Raw genomic sequence first — 19,220 nt, 5'->3', positions numbered from 1 at the left:
TAGCGCAAACAAGAAACGGGCCGGGGGGAAACCTCCGGCCCTTTCTCATTGTGGTGACGGCTCGCCGCGCAATTGGCGCGAATAGAACCAGCCGATGCCAATCAGGCTCGCCCCCAGCGCCACGAAGCTGGCGATGCGCACGAGGCCTTCGAGGCCGGCGGTATCGAAGACGAACACCTTGATCGCGGTGCCGGTCATCAGGACAAGCGACCCGACCCGCCAGCTGCGTTCTGCCCGGCGGCTGCCGATGAGCAGGAACGCGACGGCCAGCACGATCCCGACCAGCGAGCGTAGCAGGTCCTCGGCCTGCGACATGGGCAGCTGAGGCAGGTAGCTCCCGGCAAAGGCCTGCCGCAGCAAGGTGATCGCCCCGAGCGTCGCGGTCGCCATGACCAGCGCGTCGATCCATACCCGCCAGCGCGGATGCCACAGGCGCAGCGACAGCAGCCCCGCTATGGCGACGGCGAAAGCGGCCAGCGCGAGGTTCGCAAGCGGGACCGGGCCGACGGCTTGCGGCGCGAAAAGCGGATTGTGCCAGAACAGCGTGAAGACCGCGAAATGCGCCAGAGCAAGGACCGCGAGGCCCGTCGCGACCCGCCGGTCGGCGGCGACCCGGCCGAAACCCTTCGCCGCGCCCCAGGCGAGCGCGAGCAGGAGGGCTTCGAATACGGTCCGCTCTGCCAGGCCTGCCGCGCGGAAACCGGTCATGGTCTCGATCGCAAAGACCTGCTTGAACAGTACGTGGAGCACCACGAACCCGACCGGCAATGCGGCCCAGCCCAGCGCCACGGGCGACTTCAGGAAGCCCCGCTCCGAAACTCGCACTGCGGCAAGAGCGACCGCAAGCGGAAGAATGTGCCCCAGCGTGCTGCGCAGCGATGGCAGCGAGGCGAGGAGGAAAGGCTCCCCGGAAAGCGAAACCACCCCCGCTCCGGTCCAGTCGACCAGCGGCAGGAACGCCCACAGGCCGATGGCGGCGACCAGCGCGAGCATGGCCATGTCGCGCCCCGGGATGCGCCAGCGCAAGGCCAGCACGCCTGCGGTCGCGGTCCAGACGAGGGCGATCGGCGGCAGCACCTGCGCCAGCGCGGCAAAGGCAGCAAGGGCGGCAACGGCCTCGGCAATCCCGCGGCGCAGTTGGTCACGCTCCAGATTGGCGAGGAAGGCGAAGGGTGCACCACCAGCCAGCCAGCGCAGCATGCCGGCCAGGTTGGTAAGACCGGTCCCGGTCACCAGCGCGTCCATCTCGCGCATCATTGCGTCGCTGGCAGGAACACTAGCCAGCGCGGCAAGTGCGGCAGTCCACGCGACCGCGGCGAGCGGCAGGGTTTCCTGCAACCGGCGCCGGAGCAAAAGGCAGAGGCCTGCGCCGATAGCGCCCAAGAGGAAAGGCGACGCCATGGCCGGCAACATGCAGAGCCCTGCAAGCGCGGCGAGGACGGCAGCAGAGGCCAAATTGACCGCAAGGCTCACCGCATCCTCGCGGCTCCAGAGCAGCCAGGCGGCGGCTCCCGGCAAGGCGGCAAGCGCGAGGCACGCCACCGCCTCCGCGATATGGAGGATGTCGCTGTCGAGCGTCCCGAAGGTCAGCAGCATGGTGATGCCCAGCGCGAGCGGGACGAGTGCTGCACTCAGCCGGTCGACCAGCTGGTCGGACCTCGTGTGAAGGTGGAACAGAGGCACACCGGCGAAAATCGCAGCCAGCGCGGCGGCGACTGCCGCGAAGCCTGCTTCCGGCGGGACAGGCCACAAGCCCAGCAACAAAATCCCGATGGTCGCTGCCATGGCGCTGGCAGGGCGGACCTCGGGCTTGCGCCAGCTGAACCACGCCAGCGCACCGCCGAGTAACAGGTAGAGTCCCCAGGCAAGTGCCGAATATCCGCCTTCGTCGACCAGCACGGCCAGTTGCAGGCTGGCAATCGCGGCCGATGCGAGGCGGAGCGGCCGCTCGAGCTTCTCGGTTGCGAGGAGCGCGGGAAGGATGGCTCCCAAGAGAACGAAGTAGAGCCCCAGAGCTAGGATATCGACACCCGACATCCCGCCAGTGGTCAGCAGCAGCCCGCCCCAGCCGAGGCCGCCGATAAGTGCGCCGAGGCCGAGCCATGGGCGCCGCTGGCGATTGCCCGTCTGGGTCAGCCCGCCCGTGACCAGCGCAAGGTAGAGCGCGAGCAGCGGCAGGTTCGCTTCCTCCCCGCCGACAAGGGCGGGCGCTGCGAAACCGCCGACCAGGCCCAGCACGGCGCTTGGCAGGCCGAAGCGATAGGACAGGCCGATCGCTGCCGCCGTCACGACGGCAAGGCCGAGGAATGCGACGGTCTGCCCGATTAGGTCGTACTGGCTGCCCGCGAGGTAGAAGCCTGCATAGAGCGTGGCGAGGCCGGCCCCGGCGAGCGCCTGGCACACGCGTTCGTCCCCGACGCGGTCGGCATTGCGATAGGCAGCTTCTGCGCCGCCGAGCATGCCAAGTCCGAAGAGGAAAGAGAGGACCACCCGCACGCTGGGTGTAAGCAGGCCCGCCTCGATCGAGTAACGGACCAGCAATACGCCCGCCACGGCAAGCGTGACGCCGCCCGCCCAGATCGGGAGGCGGCGACCGAAGAGTTCCTCGAAGTCGAATGCGAAGCGGCGCGCGGGTTCATCAGGCTGTTGCTCCGGCTCCGGCTCCGGCGCGAGGGGCTGTGGCAGAAGGTCGGCTTCTGGCTCGGCGGCCGGTTCGCCGGAGGGCTTGACCACCACCGGGACCGATGCGGTTTTCGCCTTCGTCGGTTCCGGAGGGGCTACGGCCTCGGTTGCATCGGCGCCTTTGCCTTCCCGAAGCAGGGCAAGCACGTGGTCGATCGCGCCTTCGAGGCTCTCGACCCGGTACTGCAAGGTGCGCAGCTTCTCGCGCTGGTAGAACGCCAGAGCGAACAGGACGAGAGCCAGAAACCATTCCATCGCGACACCCCTTCCACCCGAAGGCTAGCGCAAGCGCTAGGCGAGGCAAGGCGCGATCAGATTCCCCCGTGGGTAAAGACGAAGCCCTGTTGCTCCAGCCCGTCGCACAGCGCGGCCATGCAGGCATCGAGCGCGGCGCGGTCCGTCGAGCGGACCACGAAGTTCGACCCGACCTTGCCTTCGCGGAAGAAGGGGTAGCTGCCGATCTGGCAATTTTCGTGTGCCTTCTCGACATCGCGGAGCATGGTCGCGACCTCGCTTTCGGGAATGAAGCCGCCGACCGTATCGCTCAGCAGCGGATCGCCGCCTTCGAGCGTGCCGGTCAGCGCATCGAGCATTCCGGCCGTGATGTGAGGTACGCCCGCCATGAGGTGGAGATTGCCGATCCGTATGCCCGGGGCGCCCGACATGCGGTTGGGGATCAGTTCCCCGCCTTCGGGCACGCGGGCCATGCGCAGGCGGCCTTCGTTGAGGCCGCCCTTGTCTGCATAGTAGCGTTCGAGGATCGCTCGGGCTTCGGGGTGGATGACCACCTCCACGCCCAGCGCTTTCGCCACGGCATCGACCGTGATGTCGTCATGCGTCGGGCCGATGCCTCCGGTGGTGAAGAGATAGTCGTTGTCTGCGCGCAGCGCGTTCACCGCCTCCACGATCTTGTCGATCACGTCGGGCACCACTCGCACTTCGGCAAGGCGGATGTTCTGGACTTGCAGCCAGCTGGCGACCTGCGCGATGTTCTTGTCGTGCGTGCGTCCGGACAGGATCTCGTCGCCGATGACGACGAGACCGGCGGTATAGATGCGCTTGTTCATGCGGTCACAGTTAGGGGCGCCGCGCGCGAAATGCTACTCCGCAGCTTCGAGTGCCTCGTCCGTGCGACGGGCATTGGCGCCCTTGCGGTAGAAGGTGAGGATGCCGTCATCGACCGGCTGCTCGCGCATGAGCTTGCGATCAGAGATGTATTCCTGGTTGAGACGCCAGGGGAAGGCGACGGCATTCTTCGGCATGATCGACTTGCCGCGCTGGATGTAGCCGGACGAGAAATCGAAGATGTCGTCCTCTTCTAGCCCGTGATCTTCGGGCAGGTTCGGCACGGCGATGTCGACGCCCATGCCTTCCATGAGGTTGAGCACGCGGCACACGTAGTCGGAATTGACGTCCGCCCGCAGCGTCCAGCTGGCATTGAGATAGCCGAACACCACCGCAAGGTTCGGGATGTTCGAGAACATGCAGCCCTTGTAGTAGAAGCGCTGGGCGAAATCGACGGTCTCGCCCTCGACAGACACCTTGATCTTGCCGGCGACCGCCAGCTTGAGGCCGGTGGCCGTGACGATAATGTCGGCGGGCAGGAAGCTGTCGTCGGTCAGCCGCACGCCGCCTTTTTCGAAGGCCTTGATGTGGCCGGTGACGACATCGGCCTTGCCGCTCTTGAGTGCTTCGAACAGATCGTCGTCCGGCACGAGGCACAGGCGCTGTTCCCACGGCTTGTACGGCGGGGTGAAGTGCTTGAGGTCGTAATCCGCTCCCATCGACTTGCGGATCCGCTTGTGCAGACCTTCGCCCATTTTCTCGGGCTTGGTGCGCGCGCGCTTGAAGCCGAAATCCTGCAGCTTGATGTTCTTCCAGCGAGTGATCTTGTAGGCGGTCTTTTCCGGCAGGACCTTGCGCAGGAAATTTGCCAAGGCGTCCTTGGCCGGGCGCGAGAACATCCATGTCGGCGTGCGCTGGAGCATGGTGACCTTGGCCGCCTTGTCCGCCATCGACGGGACGATGGTAACGGCCGTCGCGCCCGATCCGATCACGACGACATTCTTGCCCGTATAGTCGAGGTTTTTGGGCCAGAACTGCGGATGGATGACCTGTCCTTCGAACTCGCCGAAATCGAAGCCCGGATCATAGGGCTCGTCGTAGTCGTAATAGCCCGATCCGAGATAGAGCCAGTTGGCGGTGAGGTGCTTGCGCTCGCCGTTTTCGCCTTCGACGGTAACGTGCCAGCGTGCATCGGCGCCGCGCCAGTCGGCCGAGACGACCTTGTGATTAAAGCGGATGTGGCGGCGGATATCGCGTTCATCCACGATGCGATCGAGATATTCGAGGATGGCCGGACCGTCGGCGATCGATTTCTCGTGCTTCCACGGTTCGAAATCGAAGCCCAGCGTGTGCATGTCGCTGTCGGAACGGATGCCGGGATAGCGGAACAGGTCCCAGGTCCCGCCCAGGTTTTCGCGGCGTTCGACGATGGCGAAGCTGCGGTTGGGCGACTTTTCCTTCATATGCGCAGCCATCCCGATGCCGGAAATGCCTGCGCCCACAATCAGGACGTCGAAATCGGTCGCGCGATCGCTCATTGGTCTCTCTCCCATCCGGGCAGCGTAACCCAACATTCGGCGGTGCGCCAGCCTCGGTTGCGATGTGAAACTCGATTTCATCGTGCAGGCGTATTAGGGCGGTTTTACGCAAGGGGAGCAGCCGCGCTTGGCACCGCATTTCCATGGATTGCTGATTGTGCCCGAGGAAGGCGAACGCACGGCGAACCTGCCGCCGGGCGAATCGCCGCTCGATGTTTACCTGCGCTGTGCGGCGCTGAGTGCGCGCTCGTTCCGGCATTTCGGCTACGATTGGACGCTGGTCACGGACAGGGCCGATCTGGTCGCGGAACGGAGCGCAAGGATGGGCATCGACGACCTTGCCCTGCGGAATGAGACCTTCACGCTCGAGCTTCCGGCGGGCATTCCCTTCAGGCCGGCGCATTACAAGCTCGAACTGCTGGGCAAGTTCGGGACGGGCGCGTTTGGGGATGCAATGGCGCTGGTCGATCTGGACACGCTTTGCCTACGCGAACTGCCGGATGGAGCGCGCCTTCACGAAGGGCTTCAGGGCTACCGACTAGGTCCCCGCGATGGTTCGGAAGGCGAGGCTGCCAAACTGTCCGACAGCTTGCGCCTGCTGCTCGGCGAGGACTTCAGGCGCGAATGGTGGGGCGGGGAATTCCTGTCGGGCGAAGCTGTATCCTTCACCGCGCTCCGGCAACACATAGAAGCGCTTTGGCCCGCCTATGCCGCCCGCTGGCCCGAAATGGTCCACGCCGGTGACGAGATGGTGCTCGGTGCCGCGCTCCAGCGTTATCGTGACAGCGGCAGCTTCCTTGCCGATGCAGGCGAGAAGGGTGTAGTTGCCCGATACTGGACCGCGCGGACGCAACACCGGCCCAGAGCGTTTCTTGATCTCTGCGACGTCGCTATCCTTCACCTTCCCGCCGACAAGGATTTCCTTGCCGACTGGGCGGGACGGCCTTTCGATCCGGCAGAATTGCGCGAAAGTCTCGATCGTCACGTGCGAAAGAAGGTGCGGTTTCGCCGCTTCGCGGGGTTGCTGGGCCGCGGATACGCACCTCGCTATCGTTGATCGCTGGCCTGCCGGGCGAGGTTGCGGCGCCGTTCAGCGGGCGTCTGCGCGAGGAAATCGCTCACCGGGCCCTCCCACGCATGCGCCTGGGCAGCACGCGATGGTCCGAGGATGCGTAGCAAGAGCATAACCATCAGCAGCGGCCCGAAGTAGAAGGGCAACTGCCGGACGAAAGTCAGCAGCGTGCCGTCGCGGAGCACGTTGAAGGCCGTTGCGATCACTAGCGCATAAGCGATCTGGGCTAGGGGAGAGGCCTGGCGCGTCAGTAATCGGCGATAGGCAAAGGCATAAAGCAGCGCAAAGAACAGCGCCTGGATCGCGACGCCGGGATAGCCCAGCGACATCCACCCGGCACCTGGCAGGGAGAAGGTGATGCCGATCGGCCGGCCATAGTCCCACAGCCTGAAGTACTGGACCGGCGCGCCTACCGGCTTCTCCTTCCACAAGGCGCGCGGGACCGGTTCGGTGAAGACCTGCAGATTGCTGGTGAAATAATCGTAAGTGCCGGTTCGCTGGGGGACCGCATAAACGACGTATTCGAAATATTCGAGATTGGCGAAATCCATGCCTTCCAGCGGTGCCAGCTCTGCAGCGCCTGCCTCGCTCGCCGAATCTGCCTGTCCGACCGCCTCGCGCAGGCCGGCCCCGCGGTCGACGACGATCTGGCCGAAAGCGAACAGGGCGATGAGTGCCAGCGCCGTGGTGCGCCAGTCGAACCACTGGCGGCGGGATTCCAGCAGCGACAGGATCGCAATCGCGGCGGCGGCATAGATGATCGGTCCCCGCGTGCCGTCGCCTGCTTGCAGCACCAGGAACATCGCGAAGATGCCCCAGCTCCACCAGCGATAACGGGCGAGCCAGATGAGCATGACGGCCAGCGGGGCGAGAAGCATCGAGGCGTCGGTCAGCCAGCCGATGTTGTCGGTATTGGTCGCGATGCCGGTCGCTGCATCGCGGACCATGGAGGCATATTCGTCTTCGCGCCGCTGCCAGTTCGACAGCTGCGAATAGATACCGATCGGGCCAAGGATCATCGCCGTAATGAGGATTGGCTTGCCCAGCAGTGCACGCATTCGCCCATAATCGCCTTGCGGGATGGGCTTCACCGGCATGGGTGCTTCGTAAAGGGCGGCCGCTACAAACACGATCATCGCGAGATTGGCTGCCAGGATGACGGTGATCTTGTCGCCGACGGACGGCAGGAAATCGTACAAGCGGTAAACGAAACTGAAGTCGTAGACGCGTGCCACGATCGGGCGCAGGACGAAGATGAAGCCGTGAAAGGCGAGGTAGAAACTCGCCGGGTGCATCAGGCTGGCTGCCGGATGCCGGGCATAGGCCGCGCTGACGGCCGCGAACAGTATCAGCGAGGCAAGGAGCAGCAGGTCGTACACTGTGGGCGCTTGTCTACGCCGCCGGTGCCCCTTGCGGCAAGGCGCTCAGCGGCTTCTCCGCAATTGGTTCAATAGCGCGCGGATATCCCCGAGCCTTTGTCGAGACGCGAGCATTCTCAGGAATTGTGCCGGAGTGATCGCCAGGACACGCATCGCATCGCGCATGGCGGGAACCAGCTGGCTCGCTTCGCTCAGCAGCAGGGGCAGGATCACGAATGGCAAGGAAGCGCCCGACCTTGCGAGCAACAGCGCAAGGCCAAGGGCGATGGCGGAGCCGGCGAGATAGGCCGTCATGTAGCGCGAATGCAGGTTGGCTGCCGCGAGGATCGCGGTAGGAGATGCTGCCAGCGCGCGCAGCGTGGCGGCCGCCAGGAGGATTGCAGCTACCAGCGGATCGAAGCTGGTTTGCCCCAGCGTATAGAGGTCCTGCAGCCCCGGTCCCACACCGAGTAGGAATACGGATAGCGCCACGCAGGCCAGCAGCGAAATCAGCGTCATGGTCGCAAGCAACCGGCGCTGGATATCCTCTTTCGGTCCTTCGAAATGTCCGCTTTCGTAGAACTGCGATGCGTAAGTGAAGTTGGTGTAGAGATCGATGATCCGGGTCAGCGTGCGGGTCGCGACGAACCCTGCAAGCGCGGCCGCGCCCACGCTCAGGCCGAGGACCAGCACGAAGCCTTGCAGGTTGATGCCGAAAATCAGCGGGGCAAGCATGAAAGCGAGAGAGGGCTTCACCAGTGGCCGGATGCTCTCGCCGAGCGGCTTGCCCGAACGCCGGAATAGTTCTGGCGCGTAATTCTTGCCCAACCGGAAGAACAGCAACGCCCCGGCGCAGCGCGACAGTGCAAGCGCCATGGCGAGCGTGATGAAGCTGTCGCTGGCAACGACACTGAGGGCGATGACTGCGATCTCGACCAGCGAGGCTGCGTTGAAGCTGGCGATGTATTCCGGATAATTGCCCGCCGCGCGGAAGGGGATTTCCGCGATCATCGTCTGGCTGACAGCGAAGATGTAGAGCGCCAGCCAGGCCAGCGTCGCGGTCACTTCGCTTGCCGATACAAGGTCGAGACCGGACATCTGCGGGACTATTGCCGCCATGCCGATGAAGAAGAGCACCGCCAGTACGCCCGTTGCGATAGTGGTGACGATCCAAGAACCGTGGAAATCTGTGGCGGCCTGTTTCTTGTCCCCGGCCTGCATTGCGGCAAGCGCACTATTGCCACCTGCTGCCGCAAAGCCGGTTGCGGCGATCGCGACATAAGCAGGGACGGCGAAAAGCACGAGCCATGTCCCGACGCGGTCCGCACTCCAGCTGGCGAAAAAAATCGGCAGGGTGACAAACTGCACCGCGATCCGCGTGACCAGTGTCGAGGCATGGGCGGCAATCCCCTTGCGGATGCGGGCCTGCGAACTCACCAGCCTGTCCTCTACGTCGGCGTATCGTCGGACCTTGCCGACGCCAACCGCCTCAGCCTGCGTCTTCCGACATGAATTCGGAGATATGGCCCAGCACGCTGGGATGGAGGGGTGTCACGAACTCTGCGCCGACGATGTTGCCTTCGCGCCAGCGGACATGCGCATCGAGCGGGCCGATATTGCCGAGTTTCAGGAGCACTTCGGTGCCCACCCGCAGGACGGAGAACTTGTCGAAGAAACGGCAACCATACTCCGACACGTCCTTGATCCAGATTTGCCGCGAACCGCTTTGCCGCGCGCGATATGCGCCCGCGACATGGACCAGATGGCGATCTTCACGACGTGTCTCGATGGTGGCCCCCTATTTCAGTGCGAGCGAAACATTCTCATGCCTTGACTGGCAGCGCAAGCATCCCCCGTGTCTTTACTGGACGGGCATATCGGCTAGCTATAGGGGCAAGTGCCGAGGGAGCGCGCGGAGAGCCATGACGACAAACAGGCCGCACAGGGTAACGTCGATCGACGTGGCCGAACGGGCAGGGGTAAGCCAGTCCACAGTGAGCCGGGCGTTGTCCGGGTCCGAAACCATCACCGAGGCTACCAGGCGCCGGGTCGAACAGGCCGCGGCCGAGCTCGGCTATCACGTCAACATGCGCGCCGCCGGCCTGCGCAAGGGCGAGACGGGCAGCATCGCCATCGTGGTGATCGGCCGCGACGGGCAGGGGCCTGCCGCGATCAACCCGTTCTACTATAGCTTGCTGGGCAGCACCTGCGCCGCGGCGGCCGAGCGCGGCTACGAGGCGCTGGTTTCATTCCAGGCCAAGGAAAACGAGTTGTTCGGCCACTATGTCGCGCGGCGGCAGGCCGATGCGGTCGTCGTGATCGGCACCGCGACAAATTCGGCTGCATGGGACTATTTCCGTTCGGTTGCCGACGACAGCAAGGCCATCGCCTTCTGGGGCTCGCCCTTCGACGATGCGGTGTGGGTGCGTTCCGACAACCGCGAAGGCGGCCGGCTGGCAGTAGAACGGCTGGTGAAGGGCGGGGCGAAGGATATCGTTTTCGTGGGTGATCCCAATTCCTCGCAAAAGCAGTTCCGCGAACGGTTCGAAGGCTACCAAGCGGCAATGGAAAGCGCAGGACTGGAGGCGCGACCGGCATTCGTGTCGATCGGTTCGGACCGCGTTTCGCAGGGCCGCAATGCGATTATCCGCCTGACCGAGAGCGGGACCAAGTTCGACGGGCTGTTCTTCGCCTGCGACGCCATGGCGCTCGGTGCGCTGGAAGAACTGGCACTGCGCGACGTGAACGTGCCGGGTGCGGTCGGAGTGGTCGGGTTCGACGGCCTCGGCTCGGGCGAATTCAGCAATCCGCCGCTCACGACAGTGGAGCCGGACTTCGCCGAAGCAGGCCGCATGCTGGTCGAAACCGCGCTTGCCGGGGGCGAGGAGCAGGCGGAACGCCGCGTTCCCGTGCGCCTGGTGGAACGCGCCAGCGTCGCCTGATTACCGTCGTTCGTCGAACAGGCGTTTGCATTCACGCTTGAGGCACGTCTAAGCCGCTCCCGACTGTCAGGGAGAGATACATGAAGTCGAGCATTGCTTCCGCCCTTGCGCTGGTCCTGTGCGCGTCCGCCGCACACGCGCAGCAGGAAGAACCCACGCCCAGCCCCAATCCGGTCGAGGAGCAGGAAGTCGACGCCTCGCAGGCCGACCTGCCGCGTGAAGGCACCGGCCAGCAGGTGCAGGCCGCACCGGCAACCGTCCCGATCGCCGGCGAGGAAAAGAGCGACGAGAAATGGGACGTGACCGCGCCGCGCGGCGCCCAGCTCAAGGAAGTGCCGATCCGGACCGATGAAGGCACGTGGATCGACGTCGACGTGTCGCCCGACGGGCGCACCATCGCATTCGCCCTGCTCGGCGATATCTACACCATGCCGATTACCGGCGGCACGCCCACGCGCATTGCCGAAGGCCTCGCATGGGAAGTTCACCCGCAATTCTCTCCCGACGGCAGCAAGATCGCTTTCACCTCGGATCGCGGCGGCGGCGACAATATCTGGGTCATGAACCGCGACGGTTCGAACAAGCAGCAGGTCACCAAGGAAGACTTCCGCCTGATCAACCACCCCAGCTGGTCCCCCGATGGGCGGTACATCGTGGCGAAGAAGCATTTCACCACGCAGCGCAGCCTGGGTACGGGCGAGGTGTGGCTCTACCACGCGTCGGGCGGCGGCGGCGTCCAGCTGGTCAAGCGCGCCAGCGAAGCCCTGCAGAAGGAACTGGGCGAGCCGGTCTACGCGCCCGATGGCAACGCGATCTACTACACGCGCAATGTCACCTCGGGCCCGATCTTCGAATATGCGCAGGATTCCAACGCCGGCATCTTCCGCGTCGAGCGCTATGATATCGACACCGGCGAAGTGACGACCGCCATCGGCGGCTTTGGCGGCGCCGTGCGCCCCACGCCTTCGCCCGATGGCAAGAGCATCGCCTTCGTGCGGCGCGACAAGGACCAGTCGCAGCTGTGGGTCAAGGATATCGCCAGCGGGCGCGAGCGGATGGTCTACGGCCAGCTCGATCTCGACATGCAGGAGACATGGGCGGTCTACGGCGTCTACCCGATGATGGACTGGACGCCGGACGGCTCCAGCATCGTCGCCTGGGCCGGCGGCAAGATCATGCGCATTGCTGCCGACGGGTCGGGTGCCAGCGAAATCCCCTTCCGCATCGACGATACGCGGGCTGTGGCCTCGGCGCCGCATCCGGTGATCGACGTCGCGCCCGATAGCTTCACTGCAAAAATCCCGCGTTTCGCCACCGTGTCGCCCGATGGTCGCACCGTGGTCTTCGAAAGCCTCGGCAAGCTCTACACCAAGCCGGTCGGCGGCGACGCCGCACCGCGCCGCCTGACTACCAGCGACGATGCCAGCCTCGAGCTGTGGCCGACCTGGTCGCGCGACGGTTCGCGCCTTGCCTTCGTGCGCTGGACCGATGCCGGGCTCGGGCGGATCGTCACTATCGACAGCCGCGGTCGCGACGAACGCGCGGTGACCCGCGAACCGGGCCACTATGCCGTGCCGCAGTTCTCGCCCGACGGCAGCACCATCGTGTTCGAAAAGCGCAGTGGGGGCTACCTGACCACGCCCGATTTCTCGGAGAACGAGGGCGTTTACGCTGTCTCCGCGTCGGGCGGCCTGGCTCGCCTCGTCACCCGTGACGGATCGGACCCGCAGTTCGGAGCGGATGGCGACCGGCTGTTCATGTTCGCCCGCTCTGGCGGCAAGCTGCAGCTGATTTCCAGCGATCTCGACGGCGAAGCGCGCCGCGTCCACGCCGAGGGCGAACTGGCCAACGATTTCCGCGTCAGCCCGCGCGGCGACTATGTCGCCTTCCGCCAGAATTACGAAGTCTTCGCCATGCCGCTGCTGCCCGGCGGGCAAGCGGTGACCGTGGGCGAAAAATCCAGCTCGCTTCCCGTGACCAAGGTCAGCAAGGGCGGGGCGGACTATATCGGCTGGGCCCAGAACGGCTCCACCCTGCACTGGTCGATGGGGCCGGTGCTTTACCGGGCGAGTACTTCGGCGCTGACGCCGAGCGCGCCGCAGGGCAAAGATGCACCCAGCTTCACCCCGCCGGACAGCGGCACCTCGCTGGCCCGCACCGTGCGCGCCGACAAGCCGAGCGGGATGGTCGCCATCACAGGTGCCCGCATCCACACCATGGCGGGTGACAGTGCCGGAACGATCGAGAACGGCACGATCCTGATCGACGGCGATCGCATTGCCGCCATCGGCTCGGCATCGGACGTGACCGTGCCGGCGGGCGCCAAGGTCGTCGATGCGGCCGGTCGCACGATCATCCCGGGCCTCGTCGATGCGCACGCGCACGGCGCGCAAGGATCGGGCGATCTCGTCCCGCAGCAGAACTGGTCGCTGATCCAGAACCTGGCGCTCGGCACGACGACGATCCACGATCCCTCGTCTTCGGCGAGCATGATCTTCTCCGCATCGGAGCGCCAGCGCGCCGGCAACCTGCTCGGCCCGCGGATCTATTCCACCGGCGAGATCATCTACGGCGCGAAATCGCCGGGCGTGTATGCGCGCGTCGACAGCTACGAGGATGCGCTGGCCCATGTCCGCCGTATCAAGGCGCAGGGCGGTATCTCGGTGAAGAACTACAACCAGCCCCGCCGCGAACAGCGCCAGCAGGTTGTCGCCGCTGCCCGGGCGGAAAACATGCTGGTGGTGGCCGAAGGCGGCTCGCTGTTCGGCATGGACATGAACCTCATCGCCGACGGCAACTCCACGCTGGAGCACAACATCCCGCTCGACGTGATGTACGAAGACGTGCTGCAGATGTTCGGGCAGTCGGACACCAATTACACCCCGACGCTGGTCGTGACCTATGGCGGTCTTGCCGGTGATCCCTACTGGCGCCAGGCGACCGACGTGTTCGACAACCCGCTGCTGGTCCACACCCCGCCCAAGATGCTGCTGGCCGCCACGGCCCGCCGTACCAAGGCGCCGGAGTGGGCCTTCGTCGACGACAATTCCGCGCGCGAAGCCAAGAAGCTTGCCGAGCGCGGCGTGAAGGTCAGCATCGGGGCGCATGGCCAGCAGGCCGGCATCGGCGCGCATTGGGAGCTGTGGAGCTTCGCACGCGGCGGCATGAGCGCGGTCGAGGCGCTGCGCGCCGGCACGATCGAACCTGCCCGTTCGCTGGGCATGGACAAGGACATCGGCAGCCTCGAAGTCGGCAAGCTGGCCGATCTCGTCATCCTGACCGCCGATCCTGCGCAGGACATCCGCAATTCGGACGACATCGCGCAGGTCATGCTCGGCGGGCGCCTGTACGACGCGCGCACCATGAACGAGGTAACGACGGGCAACGCCCGCCGCATGCCCTACTGGTGGGAGTGACGCGGGGCCGGTGAACGCCGGCTCCCGCCAGCCTTAGCCTGCGCGCACCTTTGCAAGGAAGGTGTCGACGCGGCTGCGCAGGTTCGAAGCCTGGCCCTGCAGGTCGGTAGCAGACGACAGCACCTGGCTGGCCGATGCACCGGCCGCGAGGCTGGTTTCGCGCATGATCTCGATATGGCCGGCAACCTCGTCCGTGCCGCGCGCGGCAAGGTCGATGCTGCGGGCAAGGTCCTGCCCTGCGACCGACTGCTGGTCGACCGCGCTGGCAATCGAGATGGCAGTGGTTTCGAGCTGCTTGATCTGTTCGCCGATGGACCGCAGCGCGCTGACGCTTGCACCGGTGGAATTCTGCATGGCGCGGATCTGTTCGGCGACTTCCTCGGTCGCGCGGCTGGTCTGCGTGGCCAGTTCCTTGACCTCGCTGGCGACCACGGCAAACCCCCGGCCCGCTTCGCCGCCGCGCGCCGCCTCGATCGAGGCGTTGAGGGCGAGCAGATTGGTGCGCTGTGCGATCGACTGGATCAGTTCGACGATCTGGCCGACCTGTTCCGCGGAGGAAGCGAGGGTGGAGATCGTCTGGTCGGCATCTTCAGCATCGTCTGCGGCCTTGCGCGCCAGTTCGGCCGAGTGCGAGGCCTGGCGGCTGATCTCGCCGATCGACATGGCGAATTCGTCGGAAGCCGCTGCTGCGGCGGTTACGCCGGTCGATGCCTGTTCCATCGCGCCGCTGACCTGCGCGGCCTGACCCGAGGCGTGCTCGGCGGCCTTGGCCATCGCAGCGGCAGTTTCGTTGAGCTGCGTGGAAGCCGAGGCGACGGCCGACACCACTTCGCCGATCTCATGCTCGAACGAGCGGGCGAGGAGGTCGATTTCGCGCTTGCGGCGTTCGGAACTTTCCTTGCGGCCGGCGAAGAGTTCGTCGAGCTTGTGGCCCGATTTCAGGAAGACTTCGAGAGCCCGGGCAAGATCGCCGATCTCGTCATTGCGGCCCACGCCGCTGACTTCGACGTCGCGGCCTCCGGCAGCAAGTTCCTTCATGCCATCGGCCACGGCCTTGAGCGGCTTGATGGTGTCGAGGATCATCCGGCGGGTCGCGAGATGGCCGAGTACCAGACAGATGGCGGCGGTCACCAGGACCAGCGCCTGCATGACGGGTTGCGCGCCCTCTGCTGCAAAGCCGATATAGGCGAACAGCGACACGAGGCCCGTACCGATCATCGGTGCGAGCACGGCCAGCTTCATCTTGTTGGCAAGGGTCTGCCCATTGAACCAGTCAGCAAGCCAATAGCGCTTGAAATTGCCGTCTTCGGCATCGGCGGAAAGCGAAACGTTGGCGATTTCTTCGGACAGCTCGGCGTCGAATTTGCTGATAGCGTTCATGTTCACCCCTCTGAGGATGCCTTCGAGGTAACCGAACAGCGTTTCGATATGGTAAACGCCGGGTTTGAAATCGCTGGTTTGGCAGGGATTTGCGCGGGACCCGTCGCCGCATCGGCGAGGTAAACGCGATGCCGCCCTTAGGCGACCTTGGCCGAGGCTTCGCGTTCGCCCGGCAGCGCTGCACCGATCGGGTGGCCGAGGTGCTGGGCGATTTCATCGGCCGGCATGGCCTTGAAGTAGAGCCAGCCCTGGATCTGGTCGCAACCTGCGGCCCGGACCATGGCGGCCTGTTCTTCGGTTTCCACGCCTTCTGCCGTCACGCCCATCTGCATGGCGCGGGCCACGGTAATGCTTGAAAGCATCATGGCGCGGCTGGCATCGTCTTCGCCGGCCTGTACGACGAGGCTGCGGTCGAGTTTCAGCTTCTCGAAACGGAACTGGCGCAGGAAGCCGATCGAGGCATAGCCGGTGCCGAAATCGTCCAGCGCCACCCGGACGCCGAAGCCGCGGATGACCGCGAGGCTGCGCTCCGCCACGATCGGGTCGAGCACGAGGCAGGTCTCGGTGATTTCGAGCTCGAGCCTCTCGGCATCGAAGCCGGTTTCCTCGAGGATATGGCCCAGCTGGATCGGGAACTCGGGGTTGCGCAGTTGCGCTGCCGAAATGTTCACCGACAGGGTGATGTCGTCCCACGCCAGCGCGTCCATGCAGGCCTGGCGAAGCACCCACAGGCCGATCGGATTGATCAGGCCCGATTCCTCGGCGACCGGGATGAAGATGTTCGGCCCGACGCGCTTGCCGTCGGGACGCTCCCAGCGCATCAGGCACTCGACCGCCACGACCTTGCGGGTGCGGCTGTCGACCAGCGGCTGGTAGTTGAGCCGGAATTCCTCGTTCGCGAGCGCCATGCGAAGCTCGTCGTCCAGTTCCTTCAGCTGTTCGCGGCTCTGGTCGAAGGCTTCGGAAAACCAGGTGCAGCGCATCTTGCCGCCGCGCTTCGAGGCATACATCGCCACGTCGGCGCGGCGTAGCAGCTCGCTGGAGGAAATGCTGTCGTGCGGCAGGCGGCGTGCAAGGCCGATGCTGGCGCCCAGCGTGAGGCGGCGGTCGTCGACCGCAACCGGCTTCGCCAGGCGTTCGATGACGCGGCGGCAGATGCCTTCGAGGAGCGTGCCCGACAGGCTGCCCGACATGAGAATGGCATATTCGTCGCCTCCGAGGCGGTGGACCTGCGCATTGCCTTCGCAGACCTGCTCGAAAATGCGCCCGACTTCCTTGATCGCCGCATCGCCGACGAAATGGCCATAGTGGTCGTTTAGGAGCTTGAACCCGTCGAGATCGACCAGCGCCAGCGCCACTTCCTGCTGGGCGCGGATTTCCTGCTGGATGCCGATATGCAGCGCACGGCGGTTGGGCAGCTGCGTCAGGCTGTCGGAATTGCTGAGCTGTTCGAGCCGGCGCAAGTGCCGGATGCCCAGCCGTCCGAAGAGCGCGGTGGCAAGGCCGAAAGCGGCAGCGCCGGCCACGATGATGACCGGCAGGAGCGATACGTTGAGGCTGAGCGCGATCAGCGCCGCAATTGCGGTTGCCGATACGATCATTGCGAGCACGGCAAGGGGTGCGAACAGGAGAACGCGCGTATCGTGACCGGTGGTGTCACAGTTAAGGCTCACGCGTAAAATCCCCCAATGGTAACGCGAAACTGGTAATTCCCCTGTCATTAGGGGGGATTAGCTAAGGAACGGTAAAACGGCCGTTTACCCTCGAAAGGGTGGACGGCCCTCGGCTTGGGACCGAGGAATCAGCCGTTGACCACCGCCTGGTGCGGCTTGATCGACAGGCCGAGCGGCGCGCTGCCCGCCTGCTGGCGCAGCGAGTAGAGCGCAGAGCCATGCGAGGACGGTTCGAACCGCTCTGTCTGCCCGACCACCGTTTCGCCAGCGCCCAGCATCAAAAACCCGTCCGGCGCAACCGCGCTGGCCAGCCGGTCGAAGGCCGATCGGCGCGTTTCGGGCGCGAAATAGAGCAGCACGTTGCGGCACAGGACGAGGTCGAAGCGGCCCGGCATGGGCGGGAAATCGAGGACGTTTTGCTGTTCGAAGCGGACCATCCCGCGAATGCGGTCGCTGGCCTGCCAGCCGCCCTTCATCTCGCTGAAGAAATTGAGCATCTGCGCGACCGAAATGCCCCGCTGGATCTCGAACTGCGAATAGGTGCCGCTGCGGGCCTGTTCGATGGCCTTGCCCGAAATATCGGTGCCGATGATGTCAATCGTCCAGTCGTGCCAGCGGCCCGGCTGTTCGGCAAAGGTCATGGCGAGCGAAAGCACTTCCTGACCGGTCGAACAGCCTGCCGACCAGATCGTCAGCTTTTTGCTGTCCGCGCGTTTGCGGGCAAGGTCGGGCAGGACCGTGTTGGCGAGCGTTCCGAAATAGGCATGGTCGCGGAAGAAATAGGTCTCGTTGTTGAGCAGCGCCTCGACCACGCGGGTCGCTAGCCGGTATTCGCCCGGCCGCTCCAGCATGCAGGCGAGTTGGTCGACGTTCTGGATACCCAGTTCGCGGAACAGGCCCGACAGCGCGGTCGAAATGCGCCACCGGCGGCTTTCGGTCAGTTGCTGCCCGGTGCGCGAGGCCAGCAGGTCGGCGATTATGCGGTTGGAGGCATCCTCTATCGCCATGCTTGGGCTCCGGCGCTGGCGAGCACCGTTTCGGCCAGCTCTTCGGGAGGAAGGGCGGCAGTGGTCAGTCCCATTTCCGTAACCGCGCGGGGCATACCCCAGACGGCGCAGCTGTGCGCGTCCTGCGCGTAGATGGAGCCGCCCGCATTGACGATGGACACGGCCCCGTCGGTGCCGTCGCGGCCCATGCCCGAAAGCAGGACGCCTGCGACTTCGCCGTCATAGGCTTCGGCCAGCGTCTCGAACATCGGGTCGACCGAGGGCATGCAGCCGCTCTTGACCGGATGGTAGGCGAGGCCGGTCACGTAGCGCGTGCCCTTGCGGTGCACGACCATGTGGCCATGGCCCGGCGCGATCACGAGATTGCCGCGGCGGATTTCTACGCCTTCGTCGGCAAGGATCGCCTGGCGGCCCGAGGCGACTTCCATCTGACGCGCGAAGACCGGAATGAAGCTGGCAGGAAGATGCTGGGTGATGAGGATCGGGAGCTCGAAATCCTTCGGCAGCTTGCGCAGGAAAAGGTTGAGCGCGTGGATGCCGCCGGTCGATGCGCCGATGGCGACGACCTGCGGGCGCTTGCCGGCACGGCGCGAGGCGGGGCGCACGCTGGCGCGGCGCACCTCGTCCACACCCATGCCCTTGAGCGCGCGGATCTTGCCGAGCAGCTGGTCGCGATAATCGTCGTTGAACCCGCCGGGACGCGGCTTGAGCATGGTGTCGGCCGCGCCCATGCGCAGCGCCTCGACAGTATGCTCCGCCCCTTCGGCAGTGAGCGAGGAAATGACCAGCACCTTGGTCGAAGGCGAGAGGGCGAGGATCTTGGGCAGCGCCTCGAGCCCGCCCATGCCGGGCATTTCGAGGTCGAGCAGGACCACGTCCACTGCCTGTGCCCGCAGTTCGTCGAGCCCGCGCTCGGCGGTGCTGGCGGTGGCGACGACGCTAAGGTCGGCTTCCTTCGCCAGCATGCGCGAGAAGACGGTCCGCACGGTAAGCGAATCGTCGACCAGCATGACCTTGACGCGGGTGTCGGCTTCGTCGGCCCGGGAGCTCATTTCGGAATTCTGGCGCAGGGCGGCGACCATATCGC

The 19,220-nt window shown here is 65.2% G+C and carries 13 protein-coding genes; 3 read left to right on the top strand and 10 right to left on the bottom strand.

The window, feature by feature from the left end; all coding sequences use genetic code 11:
- Positions 1–45: 45 nt before the first annotated feature.
- The 3 genes from LC083_RS04015 to LC083_RS04005 are packed head-to-tail and all read right to left on the bottom strand — an operon-like array spanning position 46 to position 5,285.
- On the bottom strand, positions 46–2,937 hold the full coding sequence (locus tag LC083_RS04015) for a DUF2339 domain-containing protein (RefSeq protein ID WP_226699282.1): 2,892 nt from the start codon (positions 2,935–2,937) through the stop codon (positions 46–48).
- A gap of 56 nt (positions 2,938–2,993) precedes the next feature.
- On the bottom strand, positions 2,994–3,749 hold the full coding sequence (locus LC083_RS04010; RefSeq protein WP_226699281.1) for a competence/damage-inducible protein A: 756 nt from the start codon (positions 3,747–3,749) through the stop codon (positions 2,994–2,996).
- Between the two features lie 33 nt (positions 3,750–3,782).
- The gene (locus tag LC083_RS04005; protein ID WP_226699280.1) at positions 3,783–5,285 is read right to left on the bottom strand and encodes a flavin-containing monooxygenase; all 1,503 of its coding nucleotides are present in this window, start codon (positions 5,283–5,285) and stop codon (positions 3,783–3,785) included.
- A 127-nt stretch (positions 5,286–5,412) separates the two neighbouring features.
- On the opposite strand from LC083_RS04005, the gene LC083_RS04000 reads away from it, so the two are divergent.
- Complete coding sequence (locus LC083_RS04000) at positions 5,413–6,342, top strand: hypothetical protein (RefSeq protein WP_226699279.1); 930 nt, start codon at positions 5,413–5,415, stop codon at positions 6,340–6,342.
- Here the strand turns inward: LC083_RS04000 and LC083_RS03995 are convergent.
- Genes LC083_RS03995 through LC083_RS03985 form a run of 3 tightly spaced genes read right to left on the bottom strand, consistent with a single transcriptional unit; the run spans position 6,333 to position 9,504 of the window.
- Complete coding sequence (locus LC083_RS03995) at positions 6,333–7,736, bottom strand: O-antigen polymerase (protein WP_226699278.1); 1,404 nt, start codon at positions 7,734–7,736, stop codon at positions 6,333–6,335. The genes LC083_RS04000 and LC083_RS03995 overlap by 10 nt on opposite strands.
- A 45-nt stretch (positions 7,737–7,781) precedes the next feature.
- Positions 7,782–9,152, bottom strand: a complete 1,371-nt coding sequence (locus tag LC083_RS03990) for a hypothetical protein (protein WP_226699277.1) — start codon at positions 9,150–9,152, stop codon at positions 7,782–7,784.
- Positions 9,153–9,204: 52 nt separating this feature from the next.
- Positions 9,205–9,504 (bottom strand): PilZ domain-containing protein, encoded by a 300-nt coding sequence (locus LC083_RS03985; protein WP_226700014.1) that lies wholly within the window; start codon positions 9,502–9,504, stop codon positions 9,205–9,207.
- Between the two features lie 133 nt (positions 9,505–9,637).
- Here LC083_RS03985 and LC083_RS03980 point away from each other — a divergent pair, with 133 nt between their 5' ends.
- A complete protein-coding gene (locus LC083_RS03980) occupies positions 9,638–10,657 on the top strand; it encodes a LacI family DNA-binding transcriptional regulator (protein ID WP_226699276.1) in 1,020 nt (339 codons plus the stop codon).
- Positions 10,658–10,737: 80 nt separating this feature from the next.
- Positions 10,738–14,073 carry an amidohydrolase family protein gene (locus LC083_RS03975; RefSeq protein WP_226699275.1) on the top strand — a complete coding sequence of 1,112 codons (3,336 nt, stop codon included), beginning with the start codon at positions 10,738–10,740 and terminating at the stop codon, positions 14,071–14,073.
- A gap of 33 nt (positions 14,074–14,106) precedes the next feature.
- Here the strand turns inward: LC083_RS03975 and LC083_RS03970 are convergent, their stop codons facing one another.
- The 4 genes from LC083_RS03970 to cheB form a co-directional block, all read right to left on the bottom strand.
- Positions 14,107–15,453 (bottom strand): methyl-accepting chemotaxis protein, encoded by a 1,347-nt coding sequence (locus tag LC083_RS03970; protein WP_226699274.1) that lies wholly within the window; start codon positions 15,451–15,453, stop codon positions 14,107–14,109.
- Between the two features lie 137 nt (positions 15,454–15,590).
- Complete coding sequence (locus LC083_RS03965; protein ID WP_226699273.1) at positions 15,591–17,126, bottom strand: putative bifunctional diguanylate cyclase/phosphodiesterase; 1,536 nt, start codon at positions 17,124–17,126, stop codon at positions 15,591–15,593.
- Positions 17,127–17,254: 128 nt separating this feature from the next.
- Positions 17,255–18,133, bottom strand: a complete 879-nt coding sequence (locus tag LC083_RS03960; protein ID WP_226699272.1) for a CheR family methyltransferase — start codon at positions 18,131–18,133, stop codon at positions 17,255–17,257.
- Entirely contained in the window at positions 18,124–19,215 is a 1,092-nt protein-coding gene (cheB, locus tag LC083_RS03955; RefSeq protein ID WP_226699271.1) for a chemotaxis-specific protein-glutamate methyltransferase CheB, read from the bottom strand. Before cheB ends, LC083_RS03960 begins: the two co-directional genes overlap by 10 nt.
- Positions 19,216–19,220: the final 5 nt, after the last annotated feature.

The sequence above is a fragment of the Qipengyuania gaetbuli genome, assembly GCF_020524765.1.
GTDB classification, from domain to species: Bacteria; Pseudomonadota; Alphaproteobacteria; order Sphingomonadales; family Sphingomonadaceae; genus Qipengyuania; species Qipengyuania gaetbuli_A.
Note: the sequence above shows the minus strand (reverse complement) of the source record. Positions and strands in the feature narration are given on the sequence as shown.

Bases quoted from the DNA above. Each gene is read 5' to 3' on its own strand.
- LC083_RS04015 (WP_226699282.1), bottom strand. From the start codon at position 2,937: ATGGAATGGTTTCTGGCTCTCGTCCTGTTCGCTCTGGCGTTCTACCAG.
- LC083_RS04010 (WP_226699281.1), bottom strand. From the start codon at position 3,749: ATGAACAAGCGCATCTATACCGCCGGTCTCGTCGTCATCGGCGACGAG.
- LC083_RS04005 (WP_226699280.1), bottom strand. From the start codon at position 5,285: ATGAGCGATCGCGCGACCGATTTCGACGTCCTGATTGTGGGCGCAGGC.
- LC083_RS03980 (WP_226699276.1), top strand. From the start codon at position 9,638: ATGACGACAAACAGGCCGCACAGGGTAACGTCGATCGACGTGGCCGAA.
- LC083_RS03975 (WP_226699275.1), top strand. From the start codon at position 10,738: ATGAAGTCGAGCATTGCTTCCGCCCTTGCGCTGGTCCTGTGCGCGTCC.
- LC083_RS03970 (WP_226699274.1), bottom strand. From the start codon at position 15,453: ATGAACGCTATCAGCAAATTCGACGCCGAGCTGTCCGAAGAAATCGCC.
- LC083_RS03960 (WP_226699272.1), bottom strand. From the start codon at position 18,133: ATGGCGATAGAGGATGCCTCCAACCGCATAATCGCCGACCTGCTGGCC.
- cheB (WP_226699271.1), bottom strand. From the start codon at position 19,215: ATGGTCGCCGCCCTGCGCCAGAATTCCGAAATGAGCTCCCGGGCCGAC.